The organism is Limimaricola soesokkakensis, from assembly GCF_900172345.1.
Lineage (GTDB): Bacteria > Pseudomonadota > Alphaproteobacteria > Rhodobacterales > Rhodobacteraceae > Limimaricola > Limimaricola soesokkakensis.
The window spans coordinates 1-22,533 of sequence record NZ_FWFY01000007.1 but is presented as its reverse complement, the minus strand read 5'-3'; the positions used below and the strand labels follow the sequence as shown (position 1 = coordinate 22,533).

The following is a 22,533-nucleotide window of genomic DNA, read 5'->3' as shown; positions in this document are numbered from 1 at the left end:
AAGGAGATACTCCCATGGCCATGAAGATCCGGCTCGCCCGCGGCGGTTCCAAGAAGCGCCCCCACTACTCGATCGTCGCCACCGACTCGCGCATGCCGCGTGACGGCCGCTTCCTCGAGAAGCTCGGCACCTACAACCCGCTGCTCCCGAAGGACAGCGAGGACCGCGTGAAGATGGACATCGAGCGCATCCAGGAATGGATCGCCAAGGGCGCCCAGCCGACCGACCGCGTTGCGCGCATGCTCGAAGCCGCCGGCGTCTCCGAGAAGAAGACCCGCTCCAACCCCAAGAAGGGCGAGCCGGGCAAGGCCGCCAAGGAGCGTGCCGAGAAGCGCGCTGCCCGCGAGGCCGCCCCGGCCGAAGAGAGCGCCGAGTGATCGGCGATGGCCCGGAACGCCCCGGCGCCTTCGCGCCGGAGTTCCGGGCCGAACTGGCCCGGCTGATGGACCGCCGGCGCGACGTGCGCCGGTTCCGCACCGATCCGGTGGACGAGGCAGCGCTGACGCGCTGCCTCGATTCGTTTCTAACCGCCCCCTCGGTCGGGCTGTCGGAGCCGTGGCGGGTGATCCGGGTCGAAAGCGAGAGTGCCCGCGCCGCGGCGCTCGCCAATTTCGAGACGGCCAATGCCGAAGCCCTCGCGGGGCAGCCGCGCGACCGCGCTACGCTCTATGCGCGGCTCAAGCTGTCGGGTATGCGCGACGCGCCGGTGCAGCTTGCCGTCTATTGCGACGAGACCACTGGCAAGGGCCACGGCCTCGGTGCGGCCACCATGCCCGAGATGCGGCGCTACTCGGTCGTCGCCGCGATCACCCAGTTCTGGCTCACCGCGCGCGCCGAGGGGCTGGGCACCGGCTGGGTTTCGATCATCGACCCCGAGCGGCTGGCGCGGGACCTGGACATCCCGCCCGGCTGGGCGCTGGTGGGCTATCTCTGCGTCGGTTACGCCCGTGCGCTCGACCGGGTGCCCGAACTCGAGGCCGAGGGCTGGGAAGTCCGGCGCGGCCACCTGCCCATCGAGACGCGCTGAGCCTTGCCTTCGGGGCCGGGCTGTTGTTCCAACGCGCGAGAACAGGCTTGGAGGACATGACATGCGCGACATGATCTGCGTGGGGCGGCTGGCGGGCGCCTTCGGGGTGCGCGGCGAGGTGCGGCTCAAGAGCTTCTGCGCCGACCCCGAGGCGATCGTCGACTACGTGCCGCTCAGCACCGCCAATGGCCGCGAATTCCGGCAGATCGTGCTGACCGGTCAGGGCTCGGGCGCCTATACCGCCCGGGTCGACGGCATCACCACCAAGGAGGAGGCCGACGCGCTCAAGGGCGCCGATCTCTTCGCGCCGCGCGACCGGCTGCCGGCCCTGCCCGACGACGAATACTACCACGCCGACCTGATCGGTCTCGCGGTGCACGACACCGGCGGCGCGCTCTTGGGCACGGTGCGCGCGGTGCTCAACCACGGGGCCGGCGACCTGCTGGAGGTGCTGCCACCGCAGGGTCAGGCCACGGTTCTGCTGCCCTTCACGCTCGCCGCCGTGCCGACCGTCGATCTCGCGGCGGGGCGCATCGTGGCCGATCCGCCGGAGGGCCTGTTCGAGGGTTGAACGCCCCGGAACCCGCCTTACCCATCCGTGTTGAGCCCTTGAAGCACCGGAGTTTTTCCGGGCGCAGACCGAAAGGCTATGACATGATCGAATGGATTCTGATCCTCCTCGCCATCGCCGCCGTCGCCGGTCTTCTGGGCATGGGCCGGATCTCCGGCGCCGCGCTTACCGGGGCCAAGTGGCTCGCCATCATCGCGCTGGTGCTGTTCCTGCTGGTGCTGTTCGGGATCATCGGCCTCGCGGCCTGATCGCGCAGCAAGCTCCGGGCCGCCGGGATCTTTCCCGGCGGCCCGTGATCCGCTAGAGCCGTCGCCATGAGCGATACCCCTCCCCCCTCCCGCGCCGCAGGTCGGCTGAGCGCCCGCCCCTCGGCGCAGCCGCGCGAGCTGATGACCGACACTCCGGACCTGGCCGGGGCCTGGACCGCGCAGGTCGTCACCCTGTTTCCGCAGGCCTTCCCCGGTGTGCTGGGCGAAAGCCTGACCGGCAAGGCGCTGAAGGACGGGCTGTGGCAGCTACAGCCGATCGACCTGCGCCCCTACGGCGAGGGCAAGCATCGCAATGTCGACGACACGCCCGCGGGCGGCGGTGCCGGCATGGTGCTGCGCCCCGACATCGTCGGCCGCGCCATCGACGACGCCAAGGCGCGCGCCAAGGGCGTGACGCCGGTGATCTACCTTTCGCCGCGCGGTCGCCGCTTCGATCAGGCACTGGCGCGGGAACTGGCGCAGGCGGACGGGGTGATCCTGCTTTGCGGCCGCTTCGAGGGGGTGGACGAGCGGGTGATCGAGGAACACAGCATCCTCGAGGTTTCGCTCGGAGATTTCGTGTTGACCGGCGGCGAGATCGCGGCGCAGGCCTTGATCGACGCGACGGTCCGCCTTATACCCCGCGTGCTCGGGAATCAGGCGTCCACGGAGGAGGAATCCTTCTCCCACGGCCTCCTCGAACACCCGCAGTACACCAAGCCCGCGCTCTGGAAGGGTCGTGCGATCCCCGAGGTTCTTCTCTCGGGCCATCACGCGAAGATCACCGACTGGCGCCGGGAAATGGCCGAGAGGCTGACGAAAGAACGGCGACCTGATCTCTGGCGGGCATATTGCGCGGCGCGCGGTATGGACCCGGATGAAGACCGAGAGCTCTGAGGTTGCGAGCAACTTCGCGGAGATAACCGCGAGCAATCAAGGAGTGACAGGCATGGACCTGATCGCACAGCTCGAAGCGGAGCAGATCGCTTCGCTGGGAAAGACCATTCCCGACTTCAAGGCCGGTGACACCGTGCGCGTCGGCTACAAGGTGACCGAGGGCACCCGGACCCGCGTCCAGATGTACGAAGGCGTCTGCATCAGCCGCAAGAACGGCTCCGGCATCGCCGGCTCGTTCACCGTGCGCAAGATCTCGTTCGGCGAGGGCGTCGAGCGCGTCTTCCCGCTCTATGCGACCAACATCGATTCGATCGAGGTGGTGCGTCGTGGCCGCGTGCGCCGCGCGAAGCTCTACTACCTGCGTTCGCGTCGCGGCAAGTCGGCCCGTATCGCCGAAGTCAGCAACTACAAGCCCAAGGCCGACACGGCCGCGGCCCAGGCCTGAGGAGCGCCGACATGAAAGCGGACATCCACCCCGACTACCACGTCATCGACGTCAAGATGACCGACGGCACCGTCGTCAAGATGAAGTCGACCTGGGGCAAGGAAGGCGACCAGCTGTCGCTCGACATCGACCCCTCCGTGCACCCGGCCTGGACCGGCGGCTCCTCGCGCCTGATGGATGCCGGCGGCCGCGTCTCGAAGTTCAAGAACAAGTACGCCGGCCTCGGCTTCTGATAGCCCCGGCCTCTGCGAATCGGAAACGCCGCCCTTCGGGGCGGCGTTTTGCATTTGTGGCGCAATTGCGGCGACGCTGCGCCCGTCCTGACCCGAAAACCCGCCCGATTTGCCCCTGCATCGCACAACAATGGCGAGGCGATGTCGAAATATGGCGTTTTGCGGGCAACAATCGGCACCTAATTGTGTCGCAATGCGTTCGACCCTGCTAGACCATGACAAATATGTCATTTCAGGGGCTTTTTCGATGCAACATTCCGGCGCCCGTTCCTTCGCCGACAAGGCCCACCTGATCGATCATCATGAAATGATGCGTATCCTCGGCCGGGTGCCCCCGATCGAGCCGCGCGGGCGCCACGAAAAAGCCACGATGGGCCGGGCCGCCTATGGCATGCACAAGGCCGCCGCGCGTCCCCGTGCCATGCGGTGGGAGGAGGCGAGCCCGATCCGCCAAACCCGCCGCGAGGTCTGGATGCTGGTGCCCAATGCCCGGCTGGTCTCCGATGCGCTCGCCCAAGGTCGCGGCCCTGCGCTGGTGGCACAGTGGGACGAGCTGAGCCGCATCGCGCCTTGGTCGGAGATCGCGGCCGCATTCGGCGCGGCGCACGCCGCCCGGCCGCATGGCGCGCTGGCCGAGAAACACCGCGCACGGGCGGCCTCGGGCGGCTTCGACATCGTCACTGCCGAGCAGTGCGCCGCGCTCCGGGCGCGGCTTCTGGGCGCGACCCAACCACGGGCGCGCGTCGATCTCGACGTCTGATCGCTTCCAACAGCTTCCGGAAATGAAAAACGCCGCCCCGAGGGGCGGCGTTTTCGTCTTCAGGCGGCCTTGCGTGCGGGCCTGCGACGCCGGGCCGGGCGACCGCCCGGCTTGGCCACGCCCTCGGGCTTGGGCGCGCCGCCGCCGAACCGGCGACCACCCCCGCCGCCACCACCGCGACGGCCCTTCTTCTCGGGCTCGACCGGGTCCCAGCGGGTGCCAGAGGCGACCGGGATCGCCGCCTTCATCGCCTTTTCGATGTCCTTCAGCTCACCCATCTCGTCGGGCGCGCAGAGCGCCACGGCGCGGCCATCGGCACCGGCACGCGCGGTGCGGCCGATCCGGTGAACATAGTTCTCTGCCACGTTCGGCAGCTCGTAGTTATAGACGTGCCGCACGCCCGGGATGTCGATGCCGCGCGCGGCGACATCGGTGGCGACCAGCACCCGGATCTTGCCTTCGCGGAAATCGCGGATCGCCCGTTCGCGCTGGCCCTGGCTCTTGTTGCCATGGATCGCCGAGGCGGCGAAGCCAGCGGCAGCGAGCTGCTTGGAAAGCTTTTCCATGCCATGCTTGGTGCGGCCGAAGACCAGCGCAAGTTCGTCGCGGTGCTGGTCGAGAAGCTCGACCAGTACCTCGGTCTTGGCAGCCTTGGCGACGAAATGGATCGACTGGTCGATCTTGTCGGCGGCCTTACCCGGGGGGTTCACCTGCACCCGCACCGCATCGGTGAGATAGGCCGAGGCCAGCTCTTCCATCTGCTTGGGCATGGTGGCCGAGAACAGCATCGTCTGACGCTCCTTCGGCAGCAAGGGCGCGATCCGGCGCAGCGCATGAATGAAGCCCATGTCGAGCATCTGGTCGGCCTCGTCGAGCACCAGGAACTCGGTCTGGCTCAGGTTCACGGCGCGGCGGTCGAGAAGGTCAATCAGGCGGCCCGGCGTGGCGACAAGCAGGCTGCAGCCGCCTTCCATGCGCTTGATCTGGCCATTGATGCCAGCACCACCCACGACCAGAACGGTCTTGAGATGGCTGCCGGCGGTATAGGCGGTCAGGTTGTCGGCGATCTGCTTGGCCAGCTCGCGCGTCGGCGCGAGCACCAGCGCGCGGGCCGATTTCGGCGCGGGCTTGCCGCCCGATTTCATCAGCCGGTCGATCATCGGCAGGCCAAAGGCCGCGGTCTTGCCGGTGCCGGTCTGGGCGAGGCCCATCACGTCGCGGCCGTTCATGGCGTGCGGGATCGCCTGGGTCTGAATGGGGGTCGGATCGGTGATGCCCTGCTCGGCGAGGGCGGTAACGAGACGGGGCGCCAGCCCCAGCATGTCGAAATCCATGTGCATCCTTGTAAGCGGCGCGAAACGCACCGCGGCATGGGCGCAGACCCGCGGCATGCGGGTCGACGGTCGGGTTGCGCCCTTGCACTCACGCGGGGCCGAATGCCCACGCGCCGACAGGACGCGGCCCCTTGCGTGAAATGGGAACCTGAGATCCGAAGCGGTGCGGGCGCCAGCGCAGATCCTGCGGGGGCGGCGCGGCTGCTCACGCGGGCCAAGCGCTTCGGTCTTGGACTGGCAGATGGACCCGAAAGCCGCACAAGTCAATGGGCAGGGCCCTCGCGCGCCGCGTGGGACTTGCGCGGTAAGGCGCCATCCCCTACCCCGGAAAGCAGTGCGGGAACGGCCCCTTGCGGCCGGAGGGGACGGAACACGTGGCGCATATCATCGTCGTCGGCAACGAGAAGGGCGGAGCCGGAAAATCCACCGTGGCGATGCATGTCGCGACCGCGCTCGCGCGAATGGGCCACAAGATCGGCACGCTCGACCTCGATCTGCGGCAGAAATCGCTGGGGCGCTATATCGAGAACCGCCGCCGCTACTGCGAACGCGCGGGGCTGGAGTTGCCCTCGCCCGCCCATGTCGAACTGCCCGAGATCGACGCCTCGGCCTTGCAGCCGGGCGAGAACGCCTCGGATCACCGGCTCTCGGCCGCGGTGGCACAGCTCGAGGACGACAGCGATTTCATCCTGATCGACTGCCCCGGCAGCCATACCCGTCTCAGCCAAGTGGCGCATTCGCTAGCCGATACGCTGCTCACCCCGCTTAATGACAGCTTCATCGACTTCGACCTGCTGGCTAAGATCGACAATGACGGGGAGACGATCCTCGGGCCTTCGGTCTATTCCGAAATGGTCTGGAGCGCGCGGCAGCTGCGTGCGCAAGCCGGTCTCGACCCGATCGACTGGGTGGTGCTGCGCAACCGGCTCGGTGCGCAGCAGATGGTCAACAAGCAGAAGATGGAAAGCGCGCTGTCGCGGCTATCGGAGCGGATCGGCTTCCGCTCGGCCCCGGGCTTCAACGAACGGGTGATCTTCCGTGAACTGTTCCCGCGCGGGCTGACGCTTCTGGACCTGCGCGATGTCGGGGTGAGCAATCTCAACATCTCCAACGTCGCGGCGCGCCAGGAACTGCGCGACCTGATGCGCGCGCTCGACCTGCCCGGTGTCGAGGTGGAGTTCTGATGGCGCCATCGATCCGCCCGGCGCGGCCCGATGATGCCGATGCCATGTGCGCCATCCTCAACCCGCTGATCGCAGCGGGCGGCAGTACCGCGCATCGCCGGCCCTTCGACGCGACGCGGATGCTGCATCACTATCTTGCCCCCGACGAACTGGTCAGCTGCGTGGTGGCCGAACTCGATGGGCGCGTGGTGGGGTTCCAGTCCCTCGTATGGGCGGACGATCCCGAGGACCCGCTTCCGGAGGGCTGGGCGGTGATCGCCAGCTTCGTGCAGCGGGGATTGACCGGTCTAGGTATCGGACGGGCGATGTTCGAGGCGACGCGGGTGGCGGCGAAAGCCGCCAGGGTCGTCGCGATGGATGCCACGATCCGCGCCGACAACCCGGCTGGGCTGCGCTACTACGCGGCGATGGGCTTCGACGACTGGGACCTGCTGAGCGCCGTGCCGCTCTCGGACGGCACGCCGGTGGACAGGATCCGCAAGCGCTACGACTCGATCTGAACAGGGGCACCCGCCGGCGCCCCTGTCCGTGTCGATCGCCGATCCTCAGGCCCCGACGATCTTGCCGCCATTGGGGTGCAGCGTCTGGCCGGTGAAGTAGTTGCCGTCGGACGAGGCGAGGAACAGGTAGGAGGTGGCCACCTCCCAAGGCTGCCCGGGCCGGCCCAAGGGCGTGTTCTTGCCAAAGCCCTCGACTTTGTCGGGCGGCATCGAACCCGGGATGAAGGGGGTCCAGATCGGCCCCGGTGCCACGGCGTTCACGCGGATGCCCTTCTCGGCCAGTGCCGAGGACATGGAGCGCGACAGCGCCAACGTCGCGCCGCGCGTGGTCGAATAGGTGACGAGACCGGCATTGCCTTTGAAGGCGTTGACGGAGGTCGTGTAGACCACCGCGTCGCCCTCCTTCAGATGCGGCAGCGCGGCCTGGGTGATGAACATCGGGTGCATGATGTTGCTGTCGATGGTGCGGCGCAGCCGCTCCTCCGAGATGTCCTCGAGCCCGTCATCGAGCCATTGCTGCGCGGCGTTGACGATCAGCACGTCGAGCTGGCCGTATCGCTCCACAGTTTTGGCGACGGCGCTTTCGCAATGCCCCTTCTGGCCCAGATCGCCGCGGATCAGCAGCGCCTCGGAGCCCTCTTCCTCGACCAGCCGCTTGGTTTCCTCGGCGTCCCGGTCCTCTTCGAGATAGGCGATGGCGAGCCTCGCGCCCTCGCGCGCGAAGAGCACCGAGACGGCGCGGCCAATACCGCTGTCGCCACCGGTCACGAGGGCGACCTTGCCCTTGAGCTTGCCGACGCCGGGATGGCGCGGGCGGTAGTCGGGGGCGGGATGCATCTCGTGCTCGTCGCCCGGCATGTGATCCTGGCTCTGCGCGGGCATGTCCTTGGGTTCGGTCATGATCGATCTCCCGGTTCGGAGTGTCGTTTTCGGGGTGGGGGGTATTCATGTCGACAACGGCAGCGGGAAGACGGGGTTCCCGGTCGGGGGACGTCCTCGGGGCCGTCGCGCGGCGATCCGCCGCCCTTGCCGATCCGGAACCCGCGCCCCTGCCCTTCGGTTGCCAACCTGACCCGCAGGAGGAGCGCCCATGGATACGGACTACGACGCGATCGTCATCGGAGGCGGCTCCGCCGGGCTGTCCTTTGCGCGCCACGCGGCGGGGCACGGGCGCAAGATCGCGCTGATCGAGCGCGACAAGCTGGGCGGCACCTGCGTCAATCGCGGCTGCGTGCCAAAGAAGATGCTCTGGACCGTGGCCGACTCGCTGCACCGGGGCACCGGGCTGACCCGCGCCGGGCTTCTTGGTCCGACCCCGCAAGTCGACATGCCGCGGCTCTGCGCCGCGCGTGCCGCCAAGCTCGAAGACATCCGCCAGAGCTACCGCGACAAGCTGCACGAGGCGGGTGTCACGCTGATCGAGGAGACGGCGGAGTTGACCGCGCCGGGCGAGGTCACGATCCAGGGCCAGCGTCTGCGGGCACCCCGCATCGTGCTGGCAACGGGCGGCCACCCGATCAAGCCCGACATGCCCGGCGCCGAGCTGGCCTGCGACAGCGACGAAGTGCTGAACTGGACCGAGCTGCCGCGCGCCATGGCGATCATCGGCGGCGGCTATATCGGCTGCGAGATGGCGGCGATCCATGCCGCGATGGGGGTGCGCGTGACGCTGGTGACGGATACCGAGCGCGTGCTGACCGAGTTCTCTGAGAAAGCCGCTCTGGTCGGTCAGGCCAACATGCAGGCGCAGGGGATCCGGATCGTCACCTCCTGCACGCCCGAGGCGGTGCGGCGCGGCGATGACGGGCTGGAGCTCGTGCTCGATGCCGATAGCGTGCTGTCGGTCGACAAGGTCGTGGCCGCCACCGGGCGGGCGCCGAACCTCGAGGCGCTGGGCGATCTGAAGGCGCGCGTGGCGCTTACCGAAAAAGGGGTGATCCGGATCGACGAGCGGTTCGAGACCTCGCTCCCCGGCCTGCATGCGGTGGGCGACTGTGCCGACCGGTTGCCGCTGACGCCGGTCGCCTCAAGCGATGGCGAGACGCTGGCGCTGCAGCTCTTCGGGGACTACCGCTCCCCGGTCGATCTGCGCCATGTCGCTACGTCCGCCTATGTGCTGCCGCCGGTGGCCGAGGTCGGACAGCCCTCGAAGGAAGATATCTTCGAGGAGAACACGCTGTCTCCGCTATCGGCGGCGCTGCGCTCGGATGCAGCGCAGGACTATTGGGGGCTGGGCGGCTCCGAAGCGGCGGTCACCTCGGTCTCGCTCGTGGCCGAGGGCGCGCATGAAGCGATCGGTTGGGCCGCGCAGATGTTGCTGCACCGTCCCGACCGCGCGACGATACGCCGGGCGCTGGGCGTGCACCCCTCGACCTCCGAGGAAGCCATGGGCTGAGGCCCCTTTGCTGGTACATTGAGAAAACGCCCTCGTGTCTCGCGACACGGGGGCGTTCCTTTACAGGGTCTCGTCTGGGGATCAGCCCTTTTCGGCGCTGGCGGCCTTGCTCTCGCCAGCGGCATCAGCCTCCGCGACCTCGTCCTCGTCCTCGGCTTCGATCTCCGCCTCGGGATCAGGCACCCAGACCACCACCGATTGCCAGCCGACGCCGACCACGCCTTGCTCGGGCGTGTCGCAGCTCACCGGGTCCAGCGTGGTGTCGATGGCGCGACGCCAGCCGCCCTTGGGTAGCTTGAACTCGCAATTATCGCCCGAGTTCAGCACCACCATCACCTCGCGCCCCTCGCTATGCGGCACCAGCCGCATGCCGAAGCAGCTCAGTTCGGGATTCTCCCAATCGCCGGACTCCATCCGGCGCCCCTCGGGGTGGCGCCAAGTGACGGTCGGGCCGCCATCGGGGGCATCCTCGGGCGCGCGGGCAAAGCGCAGCCGCGCCAGGCCGCCCTCGCCCTTGCGGAACGCCATGAGGTCGGCCACCGCGCGGGTGATCTCGTCGCGCTTGTTCTCCCAGTCGAGCCAGGTGATCTCGTTGTCCTGACAATAGGCGTTGTTGTTGCCGTTTTGGGTCTGGCCGAAATCGTCACCGGCGAGGATCATCGGCACGCCCTGGCTCATCAGCAGCGTGGCGAGCATCGCCTTCACACGACGGACGCGGCTTTCGTTGACGGTCTCGTCGTCGGTCGCGCCCTCGACTCCCATATTGTCGGAGAGGTTGTTGGAGTGGCCGTCCTTGCCGTCCTCGCCATTCGCATCGTTGTGCTTCTCGTTGTAGGAGACGGTGTCCCACAGCGTGAAGCCGTCATGCGCGGCGATGAAGTTGATCGAGGACGTGGCCGGGCGGTGCGAGTGGTTGAACTGCACCGGCGAGCCCAAGAGCCGCTCCGCCATGGCTGGCACCAGCCCCTGATCGCGGCGCCAGAAGGCGCGGATGTCGTCACGCGCCTTGTCGTTCCACTCGCGGAACGGCCAGGGAAAGCCGCCGACCTGATAGCCGCCATCGCCAATGTCCCAAGGCTCGGCGATCAACTTGACCTTGGAGAGCACGGGGTCCTGACGGATCGCCGCGAAGAACGACCCCTCGCGCTCGAAGCCCTGCGCCTCGCGGCCCAGCGTCGAGGCAAGGTCGAAGCGGAAGCCGTCGACATGCATCACCTGCACCCAGTAGCGCAGGCTGTCGAGCACCATGCGCAGCACCATCGGATGCGCCACGTTGAGCGTGTTGCCGGTGCCGGTGGTGTCGAAGCTGTGGCGCGGGTTCTCGGGCGACAGCAGATAGTATGAGGCGTTGTCGATGCCGCGGAACGACAGGGTCGGCCCCATCTCGTTGCCTTCGCAGGTGTGGTTGTAGACCACGTCGAGGATCACCTCGAGGCCGGCGGCGTGGAACTTCTTCACCGCCTGCTTCACCTCGCGGTAGAAGCCCGATTTCAAGTAGGGCTTGTGCGGCGCGAAGAAGGACAGCGTGTTGTAGCCCCAGTAGTTCGACAGCCCCTTGTCGACGAGATGACCGTCATTGGCGAAGGCATGGATCGGTAGCAGTTCGACCGCGCTGGCGCCGATCCGGGTCAGGTGATCGATGAAGGCGTCCGAGGCAAGACCCGCGAAGGTGCCGCGATCCTCCACGGGCACGTCCGGATGGCGCATCGTCGCACCCTTGACGTGGGTCTCGTAGATCAGCCCGTTCTGCCAGCGGCGACGCAGCGCGCTGTCGGCCTCCCAGTCGAAATCGGTGTCGACCACCACGCCCTTGGGCATAAAGGGCGCGGAATCGCGCGGATCGGGCCCCTGAAGGTCATCGCCCGGCTGAGTGTAGCCGAACAGCGCCGGGTCCCACTTGATGTCGCCCTTGAGCTCGCGGGCATAGGGGTCGAGCAGCAGCTTGTTGGGATTGAAGCGGTGCCCCTCTTCCGGCGCCCATGGCCCGTGCACCCGGTAGCCATAGACCTGGCCCGGTCCGATATCGGGCAGGTAGCCATGCCAGATCCCGCCCTCCATGCGCGGCATGTCGAGGCAGGCGATCTGCTCTTCGCCCTCGTCGTCGAAGAGGCAGAGCTGCACCCGGGTCGCGTTCTCGGACCAGAGCGCGAAATTGGTGCCGTAGCCGTCGTAATTCGCGCCCAGCTCATCCGAGCGCGAGGCTGCGAGATCGAAGCTGGGCAGGTTCGGTTGGATGTCCTTGGCCATCGGGATGTCTGAACTCCGTGGCGGCGCTCGGAGACGAGCGGCGCGGCTGACCGGCGCGAGGGCATGCGCCGGAGGGGGTGGAACTTGGAGATGCGGGGCACGCGTGAACGGCCCCCGCACGGATTGGAGGCTGCCGCAGCAACGCGGCAACGGCAGCCCGGTTCCGTGGGCCGGGGATCAGCCCGCCGCCGCGATCCAATCGATGCAGACCGGTGCGTCGAGATCGGCCTCGTGCCGCGGCCAGATCCGCTCGGCTTCGCGCGCCGCTTCGGGCAGGCCGTGGCCTTGGCGGTCGATGCGCAGCTCCAACCGACCCTCGCCGCTTTGCCGGGTCAGCACCAGATGGCCATCGCCGAAGGTTTCGAGCCGGGTTTCGGCCTGCTCGAAGAAGCCCGGCATCCGGCGGCGCAGCGCCAACCCGTGACAGATCAGCCGCGCCTTGCGGCCCGCGAAGCTGTCGAGATCGGGGGCCGGCTCGGGATCCGGCCCGTCGGAATCGGCCGCACCGGGGATCTCGTCGAGCGTCAGCTCCCCTTCGAAGCAGTCGGGCGCGCCCCGGATCGCGAGATCCGCGACGGCACGGAAATCCACGGCCATGCGGTTGTCCGGATCGGTCAGCTGGAACGCCCCCAGCTCGGTGCCCTGATAGATGTCGGGGATGCCCGGCATGACGAGCTTGAGCCCGGCCTGTGCCAGTGACAGCGCCTCGCCGCGTGCCATCAGCTGGCCCGCACCGGCGGGCAGCTCACCCTCCCAGCTCAGCGCCAGCGCCTTGGCAAAGCGCTGAGCATCGGCCTCGGCCTCCTGGTTCTGATGCGTCCAGGTCGTGACTTCCTTGGCCTCGCGCATCGCCTTCTCGACATGCTGACCCAGCCGCTCGGCGATGTCGCCGCGCCCCGCCTCCCACATCGCCAGCAGCGTCTGCAGGATATACCAGCGCAGGTTCGGATCGATGTCATGTGCACCGTCGACATCCTCGCTGTGCTCCCAAAGCGCCAGAAACGCCTCGGGCAAATGGCTGATTGCTACAAGCCGCATCCGCGCATCTTCGGAACGCTTGGTGTCGTGGGTCGAAGTCAGCGTCATCTCGGAGGGCGCGCGGCGCTGCAGCCAACCAGAAAGCTCTTCCGGCGTGATGGTCGGCTCGTCGGGATCGGCGCCGACCTCGTTGGCGGCGATGTAGCGGTTCCAACGGAAACCCGCCGTGTCCTCATGCGCCTTTGCCAGAAGCGCGCCGGTCACCTGCTGGAAACGCACCTGCAGGGCCCGCTCCTCGGGGGTTTCAGGATCGGTGATGAGGCCCGCGATCCGTTTGACCGTGGCGTCCGTGCGCAGCCCCTCGCCCGCCTCGGCGGTCACGCTGTCCATCAGCGCGCGCTCTTCGTCGGAGGGCGCTTCGCCTTCGGCGAAATAGGTGCGGTAGCGCGGAAAGGCCACGAGCAGCGCGATGATCGCCTCGCGCAGCGCCTCGTCGCCGATTTCCAGCGCATCCTCGGGACCCACGGCGGTGCGCGCCATGTCGATCAACTGGTGCAGCTCGGCTGCCAGCTCCTGCCGGATCACCTCGTGCTTGGCGGTCTTGAGCGCGTCGTGAAAGCTGCCCTCGCGCCCGGTCTCGCGGCGCCAGCTTTCGTCGAGCCGCGCCAGCCCATCGGCATCGGTGAGGATGCGCGAGATCGCCCGCGCCGCCTCGTAGCCGGTGGTGCCCTGGATCGGCCATGAGGCCGGCACGGTCTCGTCGCCGGTGAGGATCTTCTCGATCCAGATCGGTGTATCGCCGACGCGCTCGCGCAGGCGGCGCAGATAGGCCGCCGGATCGGCGAGCCCGTCGATGTGATCGAGCCGGATGCCCTGCACCAGATCCTTTTCGAGCAGTTCGAACAGCAGCGCGTGCATCTCCTCGAACACCGCCTCGTCCTCGACCCGCATGCCGATCAGCCCGGTGACGTTGAAGAAGCGGCGATGCGTGACGCCGTCGCGCTCGTACTCCCAATGAGTCAGCCGCCACGGCTGGGCGGCATGGGCGTCGCGGATCGCCTCGGGATCGCGGCGCATCTCCTCCGAGGGCAGCGTGCCCTGCGACATCGGCACCGCGAAATGCTCGGTGGCGAGCTGCGGCCCCTCATCGCCTTCCTCGAGGCGGAAGGCGCCCGCCTCCAGCATCTCGTCGAAGGGCTGGCCGAGGAAGGGCAGCACCAGCCGCCCCTTGCCCCAGTCGATGTCGAAATGGCGCGCGTAGCGGCTGTCCTGGCCGTGACGCAGCACGTCGCGCAGCCACGGGTTCTCGAGATGGAAGGCGGTGTGGTTGGGCACGATGTCGAGGATGATCCCGAGCCCCGCCGCCCGGGCTGCCTCGGCCAGCGCCTCGAAGCCCGCGCGGCCTCCGATGCAGGGATCTATCTCGGCCGGGTTGGTCACGTCGTAGCCATGGGTCGACCCCGAGGCCGCGGTGAAAATCGGCGAAAGGTAGAGATGGCTGATGCCGAGCCCGGCCAGATAGGGCACGAGCCGCCGCGCGGTATCGAAATCGACGCCCTCGCGCAGCTGCAGACGATAAGTGGCGCGGGGAAGCGGGGCAGCGTTCATTTATGCGGGCTCACGATCAGGGAAAAGGCAAAGGGATCGGCGGCGGGATCGCCGATGGTGAAATCCTCGGGCTCGGCGGTGGGCGGGGTGTCGGGTGGTGAACCGAGATTGATACGCGCCACGACGAGCCCCTCTGCGAAGGGCCAGCAGGCGGAGATCGCGCGCGGCCCGGTGCGGGTGACGCGCGCGGGCCCTGCCCGGCCCGATTTCATCAAGGGTACGATGCGCTCGGCGCGCAGCGACAGCAAGCGCCGCGTGAGATCGCGCCAATGCTCCATATGCGCAGGATCGCCTCGGAACGGGCGCGAGCGTTCGAAGGTTTCCGGAGCGTTCGGGTCCGGCACCTCTTCACCAAAGCTCAGGAAATCCTTGAACTCCCTCTGCCGCCCCTCGCGGGTAAGCCGCGCCAGTTCGCCATCGTGGTCGCAAAAGAACAGGAAGGGGGCGGTCTCGCCCACCTCTTCGCCCATGAACAGCATCGGGATGAATGGCGCGGTCAGCAGCATCGCATGCGCCACCTCGACCCCGCGCGGATCGGCGAGCGAGATCAGCCGTTCGCCCAAGGCCCGGTTGCCGACCTGATCATGGGTCTGGTTGGAATTGACGAAACCGGTCCACGGCAAATGCGATGCCGGACGGCCCCGGCGGGTTTCCTTGCCGTGGCGGGGCTGGCCTTCTTCGACGTGGCCCCGGGACAGCGCCAGGACCAGATCGCCGATCGGATCATGCGCGAACGGGGCGTAATACCCCTCGGACTCGCCGGTGAGCGCGGTGTGTACCGAATGGTGGTAGTCGTCGTTCCAGCTTGCGACGTAGCAGCCGGTGTCGCGCAGTTCGGGCTCATTGCGCTCGTCCTCGGTAATCAGATGCAGCGGCCGATCGAGATCGAGCGCCTGCACGCGCTCGCCCAGTTCGACGAGGAAATGATGCGGCGAGGGGTCGATGATCTGGTGCACCGCGTCGAGCCTGAGCCCGTCGAGCCGGTAGTCGCGCAGCCAGTAGATCGCGTTCTCGATGAAGTACTCGCGCACGGCCGGTTCGGTGAAGTCGATCGCGGCACCCCAGGGCGTGTGGCGCTCTTCCTCGAAGAACTCGGGCGCATAGGCATGGAGATAGGCGCCGTCGGGGCCGAAGTGGTTGTAGACCACGTCGAGGATCACCATCATCCCGGCGGCCTGCGCCGCCTCGACGAATTTCTGCATGTCCTCGGGGGTGCCATAGGCCGGGTGCGGCGCGTAAGGCAGCACGCCGTCATATCCCCAGCCGCGCGCGCCCTGCCACTGGCTAACGGGCATCAGCTCGATCGCGGTGATGCCGAGATCGGCCAGCTCCTGCATCCGTTTCGCGGCGGCGGCGAATGTGCCTTCCTCGGTGAAGGTGCCGACATGCATCTCGTAGATCACCGCCTCGTCCCAAGCGCGTCCGCTCCATTCCGAGCGCCACTTCCGGGCTGCGGTATCGACCAGCAGTGAGGGGCCATGCACGTCGCCCGCCTGCTGCCGCGCGGCCGGATCGGGACGGCGTTCGCCGTCGATGACGAAGGCGTATTCGAGACCCGGATCGGCTTTGGCCGCGAGGCTCCAGAAGCCGTCATCGTCTTGGGTCATGGGTGTTTCGGAGCCGTCGAGCCAGAGTGCGACCTTCTCGGCCGCGGGAGCCCATAGGCCGAATTGCCACTGACCCTTCCCTTCGGGCCGCGCGCCCCAGCGATTGCGAGATGCGGCCGCCCCTGCCGCCGGCGGCGTGTCGTTCTTGGTCATGATGGTCCTCTTTGCCCCTGTAGCGCGAACAGGCCGGCGCCCCTGCCGGTTCCATCCGGCGCGACATCCTGTCGGGGAACCAGCCGGGTTTCGCGGCTCTTGGGCCAGCAACGGGTCCATGGGCCCGATCCCAGCAATGAACGGAACATGGCATGGATCTCGGCATCAAGGGCAAGCGCGCCCTCATCACCGGCGGCTCTGGCGGCATGGGCATCGAAGTGGCCAAACTACTGATACAGGAAGGCGCACATCCCTTCCTCACCGATATCGACGAGGACGCGCTCGCCGAGGCGGACAGGCAGATCGGCGGCACCGCGGGCTACATGGCGGCCGACCTCACCGACACCGCCCAGATCTCGGCGCTTAAGGACAAGCTCGCGGAACAAGGCAGCTGCGACATCCTCGTCCATGCCGCCGGCGTCACCGGCGCCAAGGGCGATCCGCTCGAGATGACCGATGATGACTGGATGGAGGCCTGGGAGATCGACTTCATGTCCGCCGTCCGTCTCAGCCGCGCGCTGGTGCCGGGTATGGTCGAGAAGGGCTGGGGCCGGGTCGTCTTCGTGACGTCGGAAAACGCGGTGCAGCCCTATGCCGACGAGGCGGTCTACAACGCCGCCAAGGCGGCACTTCTGAACTTTACCAAATGCGTGTCGATGCCCTATGCGCCCAAGGGCGTGCTATTCAACACCGTCTCGCCCGCCTTCATCGAAACGCCGATGACCGACGGCATGATGGAAAAGCGCGCCAAGGAGCTGGGCGTGTCCAAGGAGGAGGCGATCGAGAGCTTCCTCAAGGAGGAGCGCCCGTTCCTGACGCTGGGCCGTCGCGGCAAGGTGGAGGAGGTCGCCCCGGTCATCGCGCTGCTGTGCTCGGATCGTGCCAGCTTCACCGTGGGTTCGGCCTACCGGGTCGACGGCGGCTCCGTCGGCACGATGAACATTTGACGCGCGAAGGGGCCGCGGCTTCGGCGCGGCCCCTGCTCCTCGACCGAGGAAGGGTTCAGTCCTCCATCGGGCCGCCGGCTTCCTTCCAGTCGCCGATGCCGCCGATATTGGTGACCTTCTCGAAGCCCATCTCCTTGAGCGTTTTGCCCGCCAGTGCGGCCTGCCCGCCAGCGCCACAGACGAGATGGATATCGGCATCCTTGCGGAATTTCGGCTCGTGGAACTGGCTGTTCTCGTCGGCCATGAACTCGATGAAGCCACGCGGCGCCCGCAGCGCGCCCTTGATGGTGCCGGTCTTGGCGATGGCGCCCGAGTCGCGCACATCTACGAACAGCGCGTCGCCGCCGTGCTTGCCGATGGCTTCCTTGGCCGGAATGCGCGTGACCTGCGCATTGGCCTCGTCGAGATAGTCCTTGGCGGTCTTCATGGATGCCCCCTGAGTTGAAAACGGCGCGACTCCCGAGGGTGCCGCGCCGCGAAATCTAGCCTGTCCCGAGCCGCCCTCAAGAGGCGGCGTCGTAGGCCCGTTCGCCGTGCACCGCGAGGTCGAGCCCCTCGGTCTCGATGTCGCGGCTGACCCTGAGCGGCGTCACGAAACCCACCAACTTGATCAGCACCACCGTCGCCACCACGGTCCAGAGACCGACCACGGCTAGGCCGCCGAGCTGCGCGGCCCACGTGCCCGCGCCGAAGACCGCGATCATGATCGTGCCGAAGATGCCGCCCACGCCATGGACCGCGAAGACGTCGAGCGAGTCGTCGATCTTCAGCTTCACCCGGAACAGGTGCACGGCCTCCTGGCACAGAACGCCCGCCACCGCGCCGATGATCAGCGCCTCGACCGGGCCCACGAAGCCCGAGGCCGGGGTGATCGAGGCGAGCCCCGCGATGGTGCCGGTGACGAGGCCGACGAGAGAGGCCTTGCCGAACTTGAACTTCTCCCACAATGCCCAAGTGAGTGAAGCGGTGGCGGCCGACAGATGGGTGACGGTGATCGCCATCGCGGCACCGCCGTCGGCGGCGAGCTGGCTGCCGCCGTTGAAGCCGAACCAGCCGACCCAGAGCATCGCCGCCCCGATCATCACGTAGCCGGGGTTGTGCGGCGGCGTGGTGGTGCTGCGGCGCGGGCCGAGAAACAGCGCTAACAGCAGCGCCGCGAGACCGGCGGTCTCGTGCACCACGATGCCGCCCGCGAAATCGCGCACGCCGATTTCGCCGAAGATGCCGCCATCGGTCAGCATGCCGCCGCCCCAGATCCAATGCACCACGGGCGCATAGACAATGAGCATCCACAGGGCGGAGAACAGCAGCACGAAGCCGAAGCCCGCCCGCTCCACATAGGCACCGACGATCAGCGCCGGGGTGATGATCGCGAAGGTCATCTGGAAAGCGAAGAACAGGATCTCGGGCAGCGTTCCCGACAGGCTGTTCGCGTCGACACCCGCAAGGAACGCCTTGCCGAGGCCGCCCCAGAGCCCGCCCGTGTCGGGGCCGAAGGCGATGGAATAGCCGAAGGCGAACCAAAGCACGCTCATCAGGCAGGCGATGGCGTAGCAATGCATGAAGACGCTCAGCACGTTGCGGGCGCGCACCAGCCCGCCATAGAACAGCGCCAGCCCGGGCAGGGTCATGAACAGCACAAGCGCCGTGGCAGTGATGATCCACGCCGTATCCGCTCCATTCATTCGATGATTCCTTTCGACGATCCACGAGAGGGGAAGTTGCCGTGAGAAAGCTGACGGAAGCGGCCAAATAAACGGCATCGCCCCGTGACGCTGCGCAATTCGGGGGCAGTACGGGCTTTGCCCGATATTTGTGCGCTTCTGCGGGCAAGTGTCCCGAATATCCGCTTCGAAGGAATTCCCCGCTCTGCTGCGCCAGAGTGAGAAACCCGTCGCGGCAGCCGCCCGATACAGCTATGGGACGCGCATGACCGACAGCACATTCGAGATCTTCTTGCAGGCTCCGCCGGGGCTGGAGCCGCTACTGGCCGAGGAGGCCCGCGAGAAGGGGTTCTTGACGCCCACACCCGTACCCGGTGGCGTCACCACGCGCGGCGGATGGGAGGACGTCTGGCGCGCCAATCTCGAACTGCGCGGTGCGGGCCGGGTGTTGGTGCGGATCGGCTCCTTCATGGCCTTCCACCTCGCGCAGCTCGACAAGCGGGCGCACAAGTTTCCATGGGCCGAACTGCTGCGCCCCGGCGAGACGGTGCGCGTCGATGTGAGCTGCCGCCGCTCCAAGATCTACCACGCGGGTGCCGCGAAGCAGCGGATCGAGACGGCGCTCGAAGCCTTCGGCGCGCGGATCGCCGGCGACACGGTGCAGGACGAGGAGAGCGACGCCGAGGCCGGGATCGAGGCGCTGACGCTCAAGGTGCGGATCGAGGACAACGAGGTGATCTTCAGCCTCGACAGCTCCGGCGCGCCGCTGCACCGGCGCGGCACCAAGCAGTTCGTCGGCAAGGCGCCTATGCGCGAGACCTTGGCGGCGCTGTTCCTGCGCGCCTGTGGCTATGACGGCCGCGAGCCGGTCTATGACCCGATGTGCGGCTCGGGCACCTTCGTGCTCGAAGCGGCGTCGATCGCCGCCGGACGCGCCCCCGGCCTGTCGCGCGGCTTCGCCTTCGAGCGGCTGGCGAGCTTTGATGCGACGCGCTGGCAGGCCCTTCGCGACGCCGCGAGCGGCTCCGCGACGCCGGAACTGCGCTTTGCAGGTTCGGACCGCGACGCCGGCGCGGTCGCGGGCGCCAACGCTAATGCCGCCCGCGCCAGGCTCGGCGATCTTGCCACGTTCCACCACGCGGCGGTGAGCGACGCTGCACCGCTCGAGGGGCCGCCTGGCCTTGTGATCGTCAACCCGCCCTATGGCGGGCGGATCGGCAACAAGAAGCTGCTGTACGGGCTGCATGGCGCGCTGGGCGAGACGCTGCGCCGCAATTTCCGGGGCTGGCGCGTCGGCATCGTCACCAGCGAGGCGGGGCTCGCCCGTGCCACGGGCCTTCCGGTGACCCCGTGGGGACCGCCGGTGCCGCATGGCGGGTTGAAGATTACGCTCTTCACCGCGCCGCCGATCACCTGACACCGATCAGGCGGCGGCGGGCGCCCGCCCTGTCGCCATGAGACGCGCCGCATCCAGCACCGCATCGGGTCGGACCGGCAACAGCTCGGCGGGTCGTGCCTCCTGCAATGCTGGGCAGTCCGTGCCGAGCCAGCACAGGATGGCCGCGTCCGACATGCCCGGGCGCAGCACCAGGATCAGGTCGCGCATCACCGGCAGAGGCAGGCCCACCGCGTCGAACTGGCAGGCCGGGTAGAGCCGCCTCGCGCCCTGCGTCACCCCGACGATCCGCCCGGCTTCGGCCCAGGACCGCGCCAGGCTTGCGCCGAGCGGAACCCACCGGCCGAGCCGAGCCGCGACCTCGCCCGCGTCGAGCATCTCGATCCTCGCAAGGGAACTCCCCGTGTCCACCGTCATGACATATTCCTCCCTGCGGGCGGAGATAGCGGGCAGCCGCACCGCGAAAAGAGAGCAATACCGTACAGACAACAACTCTCGGATGCGTGCGGCCGCTCGCTCGGCCCGTGGGCGATCAAATCGCCCCCAACGGTGATATCCAGTCCCTACATGTGTTAAGTTTCAGTTAATGCCCGAGCCAAACTGACCGGCAGCCTATGCAGCGGGCCTTTGAAGGTGTTCAATGAGAGCGCCCCTTTCCGAGGGAGGCGATGATGGGCCGCCTACGAAGATGGCTGGACCAGCTCTCCGATGACCGGTGGCGCCGTTTCGTCGGTGACCGACTGGAGACCGCCGCCACCGAGACCTTCACCGTGCTGCGCTGGGGGCTTCTCGTCGGATTGGCGCGACTGATCGCGCTGGAGACCGGGCTATGGGGCTTCAAGGCGCTGCACTGGGTCCTGTCGGCGCTTCTCTTCGCCTATCTCGCCTCGATCTTCCTGCTGCGTCCCGAAATTCCGATCTTCGCCCGCGCCGATACGCGTCGAAAGCGGCTGATCCAGACGGGTGTGAACCATGCCGTATGCATGGCCGCCTTCATGGCGGCCATGATGGCAATAAATGCGCTGGCCGACGCCGCGGCCGAGATGCGCTTCGTCGAGAAACTCGGCCTTTCGCCAAGCTGAGCCTGGAAGGCTCAGTCGGTTAGGGTCAGGGATTTCAGCTGCCAGATGCTGCGATCCTCGAACTCCTTGGCCTTGTAGGCCTCGTCGCTGTCATAGGGATAGATGATCCAGTAGGGCCCCATCATCTCAACGTCCAAGGGCTCGCCATCCATCTGGTAGGCGACGATCGGGCCGCCCGGCACGGCGTCGGTTACGGGAATCTCGACCGCATAGCCGTCGCGGGCCATGGCGCGGATCACCGTGCCCTCGGCATCGGCATCCTCCAGCAGGTCCGCGAGCGCCACGCCGGTAAAGCGGATCACCCCGTCGGTCCAGACGGTGCTGGTCTCGAACTCTGTCACCGGCATTGCCTTGAGCGCCTCGAGATCGAAGGTCGCAGGCTCCCCGCCCTCGGCCTGCAAAACCAGCTCATCGGCAGCTTCGGGTGTTTCCTGAGCCAAGCTAGGAGTTGCGAGCGCCAGCGACAGGCACAGCGCGGTGAGCAGATGCGATCGGATCATGAGGAGCCTTCGGGGTTGGAATTTTCTGAGCGGATTGAACATCAGACGCCAGACGCCGCCAAACTTTCGCCGCCACGGCCCGCAGTTTTATCACGATCGTGTCAGCCGAGCCTCAACCCCAACGCGTGACGTCGGCATGACCCGCTGCCGCAGGACGTATGGTTGGCTCAGGCGAGCTACACCGACCTCTTCGGCCTGCCACCAGGCGCCCTGCCCAGCTAGCGGTGTCGCAGTGTCGGAGCATACTGGCAGGTCGTCGAGTTGGCAGATCAGCCTCGACAACAAAGTTCCGAGTGCTTGGCCATACGGTCGAGCTTCAGGGCAAGCTGGCTTCGATGCTGGGAGCCGCCGAAAGCAAAAACGCCGCGAGCTATGAGGCTGCGGCGTGTTCGCTGAAGTTGGTTGCGGGGGCAGGATTTGAACCTGCGCCTGGGCTCCGCCCGCCACGGCCTGAAACGCTCCAGTGGAGCGTTTCCGAGGCGGCCTTGGCCCTTCAGGTCATGCGCCTGACGCACGGTTTGTCTCTATGCTGGTGGATCTGGTTGCGGGAGCAGGATTTGAACCTGCGACCTTCAGGTTATGAGCCTGACGAGCTACCGGGCTGCTCCATCCCGCGACAGGATGTTTTGCATCGTTCAGAGAGAATGTTTTGATGTTCTTTACTAGGTCTGGCGGTGACTTACTCTCCCACGTCTTGAGACGCAGTACCATCAGCGCGACGGCACTTAACGGCCGAGTTCGGAATGGGATCGGGTGT

At 67.4% G+C, this 22,533-nt stretch carries 23 protein-coding genes, 1 tRNA gene and 1 rRNA gene; 14 read left to right on the top strand and 11 right to left on the bottom strand.

Annotation, left to right across the window (positions count from 1 at the left end):
* Positions 1-14: 14 nt before the first annotated feature.
* The 8 genes from rpsP to LOS8367_RS11860 all read left to right on the top strand — a co-directional run bounded on the left by rpsP (position 15) and on the right by LOS8367_RS11860 (position 4,181).
* Positions 15-377 carry a 30S ribosomal protein S16 gene (gene rpsP, locus LOS8367_RS11895; protein WP_085896744.1) on the top strand — a complete coding sequence of 121 codons (363 nt, stop codon included), beginning with the start codon at positions 15-17 and terminating at the stop codon, positions 375-377.
* Entirely contained in the window at positions 377-1,027 is a 651-nt protein-coding gene (bluB, locus tag LOS8367_RS11890; RefSeq protein WP_106535069.1) for a 5,6-dimethylbenzimidazole synthase, read from the top strand. Before rpsP ends, bluB begins: the two co-directional genes overlap by 1 nt.
* Positions 1,028-1,088: 61 nt before the next feature.
* Positions 1,089-1,598: a ribosome maturation factor RimM gene (gene rimM, locus LOS8367_RS11885; protein WP_085896742.1), complete on the top strand. Its 510-nt coding sequence runs from the start codon at positions 1,089-1,091 to the stop codon at positions 1,596-1,598.
* Positions 1,599-1,681: 83 nt separating this feature from the next.
* Complete coding sequence (locus tag LOS8367_RS11880; protein WP_017929173.1) at positions 1,682-1,846, top strand: DUF1328 family protein; 165 nt, start codon at positions 1,682-1,684, stop codon at positions 1,844-1,846.
* Between the two features lie 66 nt (positions 1,847-1,912).
* On the top strand, positions 1,913-2,743 hold the full coding sequence (trmD, locus tag LOS8367_RS11875; RefSeq protein ID WP_085896741.1) for a tRNA (guanosine(37)-N1)-methyltransferase TrmD: 831 nt from the start codon (positions 1,913-1,915) through the stop codon (positions 2,741-2,743).
* Between the two features lie 52 nt (positions 2,744-2,795).
* Positions 2,796-3,188, top strand: coding sequence for a 50S ribosomal protein L19 (rplS, locus tag LOS8367_RS11870; protein WP_085896740.1), 393 nt, complete (start codon positions 2,796-2,798; stop codon positions 3,186-3,188).
* Between the two features lie 11 nt (positions 3,189-3,199).
* Entirely contained in the window at positions 3,200-3,421 is a 222-nt protein-coding gene (gene rpmE / locus LOS8367_RS11865) for a 50S ribosomal protein L31 (RefSeq protein ID WP_085896739.1), read from the top strand.
* A 247-nt stretch (positions 3,422-3,668) separates the two neighbouring features.
* Positions 3,669-4,181, top strand: coding sequence for a hypothetical protein (locus LOS8367_RS11860; RefSeq protein ID WP_085896738.1), 513 nt, complete (start codon positions 3,669-3,671; stop codon positions 4,179-4,181).
* A 59-nt stretch (positions 4,182-4,240) separates the two neighbouring features.
* On the opposite strand, the gene LOS8367_RS11855 is transcribed toward LOS8367_RS11860, so the two are convergent.
* A complete protein-coding gene (locus tag LOS8367_RS11855) occupies positions 4,241-5,515 on the bottom strand; it encodes a DEAD/DEAH box helicase (RefSeq protein WP_085896737.1) in 1,275 nt (424 codons plus the stop codon).
* A gap of 374 nt (positions 5,516-5,889) precedes the next feature.
* Between LOS8367_RS11855 and LOS8367_RS11850 the strand changes: the two genes are divergently transcribed.
* On the top strand, positions 5,890-6,699 hold the full coding sequence (locus LOS8367_RS11850; RefSeq protein WP_085896736.1) for a division plane positioning ATPase MipZ: 810 nt from the start codon (positions 5,890-5,892) through the stop codon (positions 6,697-6,699).
* Entirely contained in the window at positions 6,699-7,199 is a 501-nt protein-coding gene (locus tag LOS8367_RS11845) for a GNAT family N-acetyltransferase (RefSeq protein ID WP_085896735.1), read from the top strand. Before LOS8367_RS11850 ends, LOS8367_RS11845 begins: the two co-directional genes overlap by 1 nt.
* 45 nt (positions 7,200-7,244) lie before the next feature.
* On the opposite strand, the gene LOS8367_RS11840 is transcribed toward LOS8367_RS11845, so the two are convergent.
* A complete protein-coding gene (locus tag LOS8367_RS11840) occupies positions 7,245-8,099 on the bottom strand; it encodes an SDR family oxidoreductase (RefSeq protein WP_085896734.1) in 855 nt (284 codons plus the stop codon).
* A 190-nt stretch (positions 8,100-8,289) separates the two neighbouring features.
* On the opposite strand from LOS8367_RS11840, the gene LOS8367_RS11835 reads away from it, so the two are divergent.
* A complete protein-coding gene (locus tag LOS8367_RS11835) occupies positions 8,290-9,594 on the top strand; it encodes a dihydrolipoyl dehydrogenase family protein (protein WP_085896733.1) in 1,305 nt (434 codons plus the stop codon).
* Between the two features lie 81 nt (positions 9,595-9,675).
* On the opposite strand, the gene glgX is transcribed toward LOS8367_RS11835, so the two are convergent.
* The 3 genes from glgX to treZ form a co-directional block, all read right to left on the bottom strand.
* Positions 9,676-11,841 (bottom strand): glycogen debranching protein GlgX, encoded by a 2,166-nt coding sequence (gene glgX / locus LOS8367_RS11830; protein ID WP_085896732.1) that lies wholly within the window; start codon positions 11,839-11,841, stop codon positions 9,676-9,678.
* A 177-nt stretch (positions 11,842-12,018) separates the two neighbouring features.
* Complete coding sequence (treY, locus tag LOS8367_RS11825) at positions 12,019-14,427, bottom strand: malto-oligosyltrehalose synthase (RefSeq protein ID WP_085896731.1); 2,409 nt, start codon at positions 14,425-14,427, stop codon at positions 12,019-12,021.
* Positions 14,424-16,187, bottom strand: coding sequence for a malto-oligosyltrehalose trehalohydrolase (gene treZ / locus LOS8367_RS11820; protein WP_085896730.1), 1,764 nt, complete (start codon positions 16,185-16,187; stop codon positions 14,424-14,426). The genes treY and treZ overlap by 4 nt, the downstream gene beginning before the upstream one ends.
* A gap of 152 nt (positions 16,188-16,339) precedes the next feature.
* Between treZ and LOS8367_RS11815 the strand changes: the two genes are divergently transcribed.
* Entirely contained in the window at positions 16,340-17,134 is a 795-nt protein-coding gene (locus tag LOS8367_RS11815; protein ID WP_085896729.1) for an SDR family NAD(P)-dependent oxidoreductase, read from the top strand.
* 55 nt (positions 17,135-17,189) lie between these two features.
* Here LOS8367_RS11815 and LOS8367_RS11810 read toward each other — a convergent pair whose 3' ends face one another.
* Complete coding sequence (locus LOS8367_RS11810) at positions 17,190-17,561, bottom strand: rhodanese-like domain-containing protein (RefSeq protein WP_085896728.1); 372 nt, start codon at positions 17,559-17,561, stop codon at positions 17,190-17,192.
* 76 nt (positions 17,562-17,637) lie between these two features.
* Positions 17,638-18,819: an ammonium transporter gene (locus LOS8367_RS11805; protein ID WP_085896727.1), complete on the bottom strand. Its 1,182-nt coding sequence runs from the start codon at positions 18,817-18,819 to the stop codon at positions 17,638-17,640.
* Between the two features lie 244 nt (positions 18,820-19,063).
* Between LOS8367_RS11805 and LOS8367_RS11800 the strand changes: the two genes are divergently transcribed.
* Complete coding sequence (locus LOS8367_RS11800; RefSeq protein WP_085896726.1) at positions 19,064-20,215, top strand: THUMP domain-containing class I SAM-dependent RNA methyltransferase; 1,152 nt, start codon at positions 19,064-19,066, stop codon at positions 20,213-20,215.
* A 6-nt stretch (positions 20,216-20,221) separates the two neighbouring features.
* Here the strand turns inward: LOS8367_RS11800 and LOS8367_RS11795 are convergent, their stop codons facing one another.
* Positions 20,222-20,611, bottom strand: coding sequence for a hypothetical protein (locus LOS8367_RS11795; RefSeq protein WP_085896725.1), 390 nt, complete (start codon positions 20,609-20,611; stop codon positions 20,222-20,224).
* A gap of 254 nt (positions 20,612-20,865) precedes the next feature.
* Here LOS8367_RS11795 and LOS8367_RS11790 point away from each other — a divergent pair, with 254 nt between their 5' ends.
* Complete coding sequence (locus LOS8367_RS11790; RefSeq protein WP_085896724.1) at positions 20,866-21,276, top strand: hypothetical protein; 411 nt, start codon at positions 20,866-20,868, stop codon at positions 21,274-21,276.
* 11 nt (positions 21,277-21,287) lie between these two features.
* On the opposite strand, the gene LOS8367_RS11785 is transcribed toward LOS8367_RS11790, so the two are convergent.
* From LOS8367_RS11785 to rrf, 3 genes are all read right to left on the bottom strand, one after another.
* Positions 21,288-21,776 carry a putative pterin-binding protein gene (locus tag LOS8367_RS11785; RefSeq protein WP_085896723.1) on the bottom strand — a complete coding sequence of 163 codons (489 nt, stop codon included), beginning with the start codon at positions 21,774-21,776 and terminating at the stop codon, positions 21,288-21,290.
* A gap of 539 nt (positions 21,777-22,315) precedes the next feature.
* Positions 22,316-22,392: transfer RNA gene (locus LOS8367_RS11780), tRNA-Met, on the bottom strand.
* A 50-nt stretch (positions 22,393-22,442) separates the two neighbouring features.
* Positions 22,443-22,533 (bottom strand): 5S ribosomal RNA (rrf, locus tag LOS8367_RS11775); the annotation flags it as partial.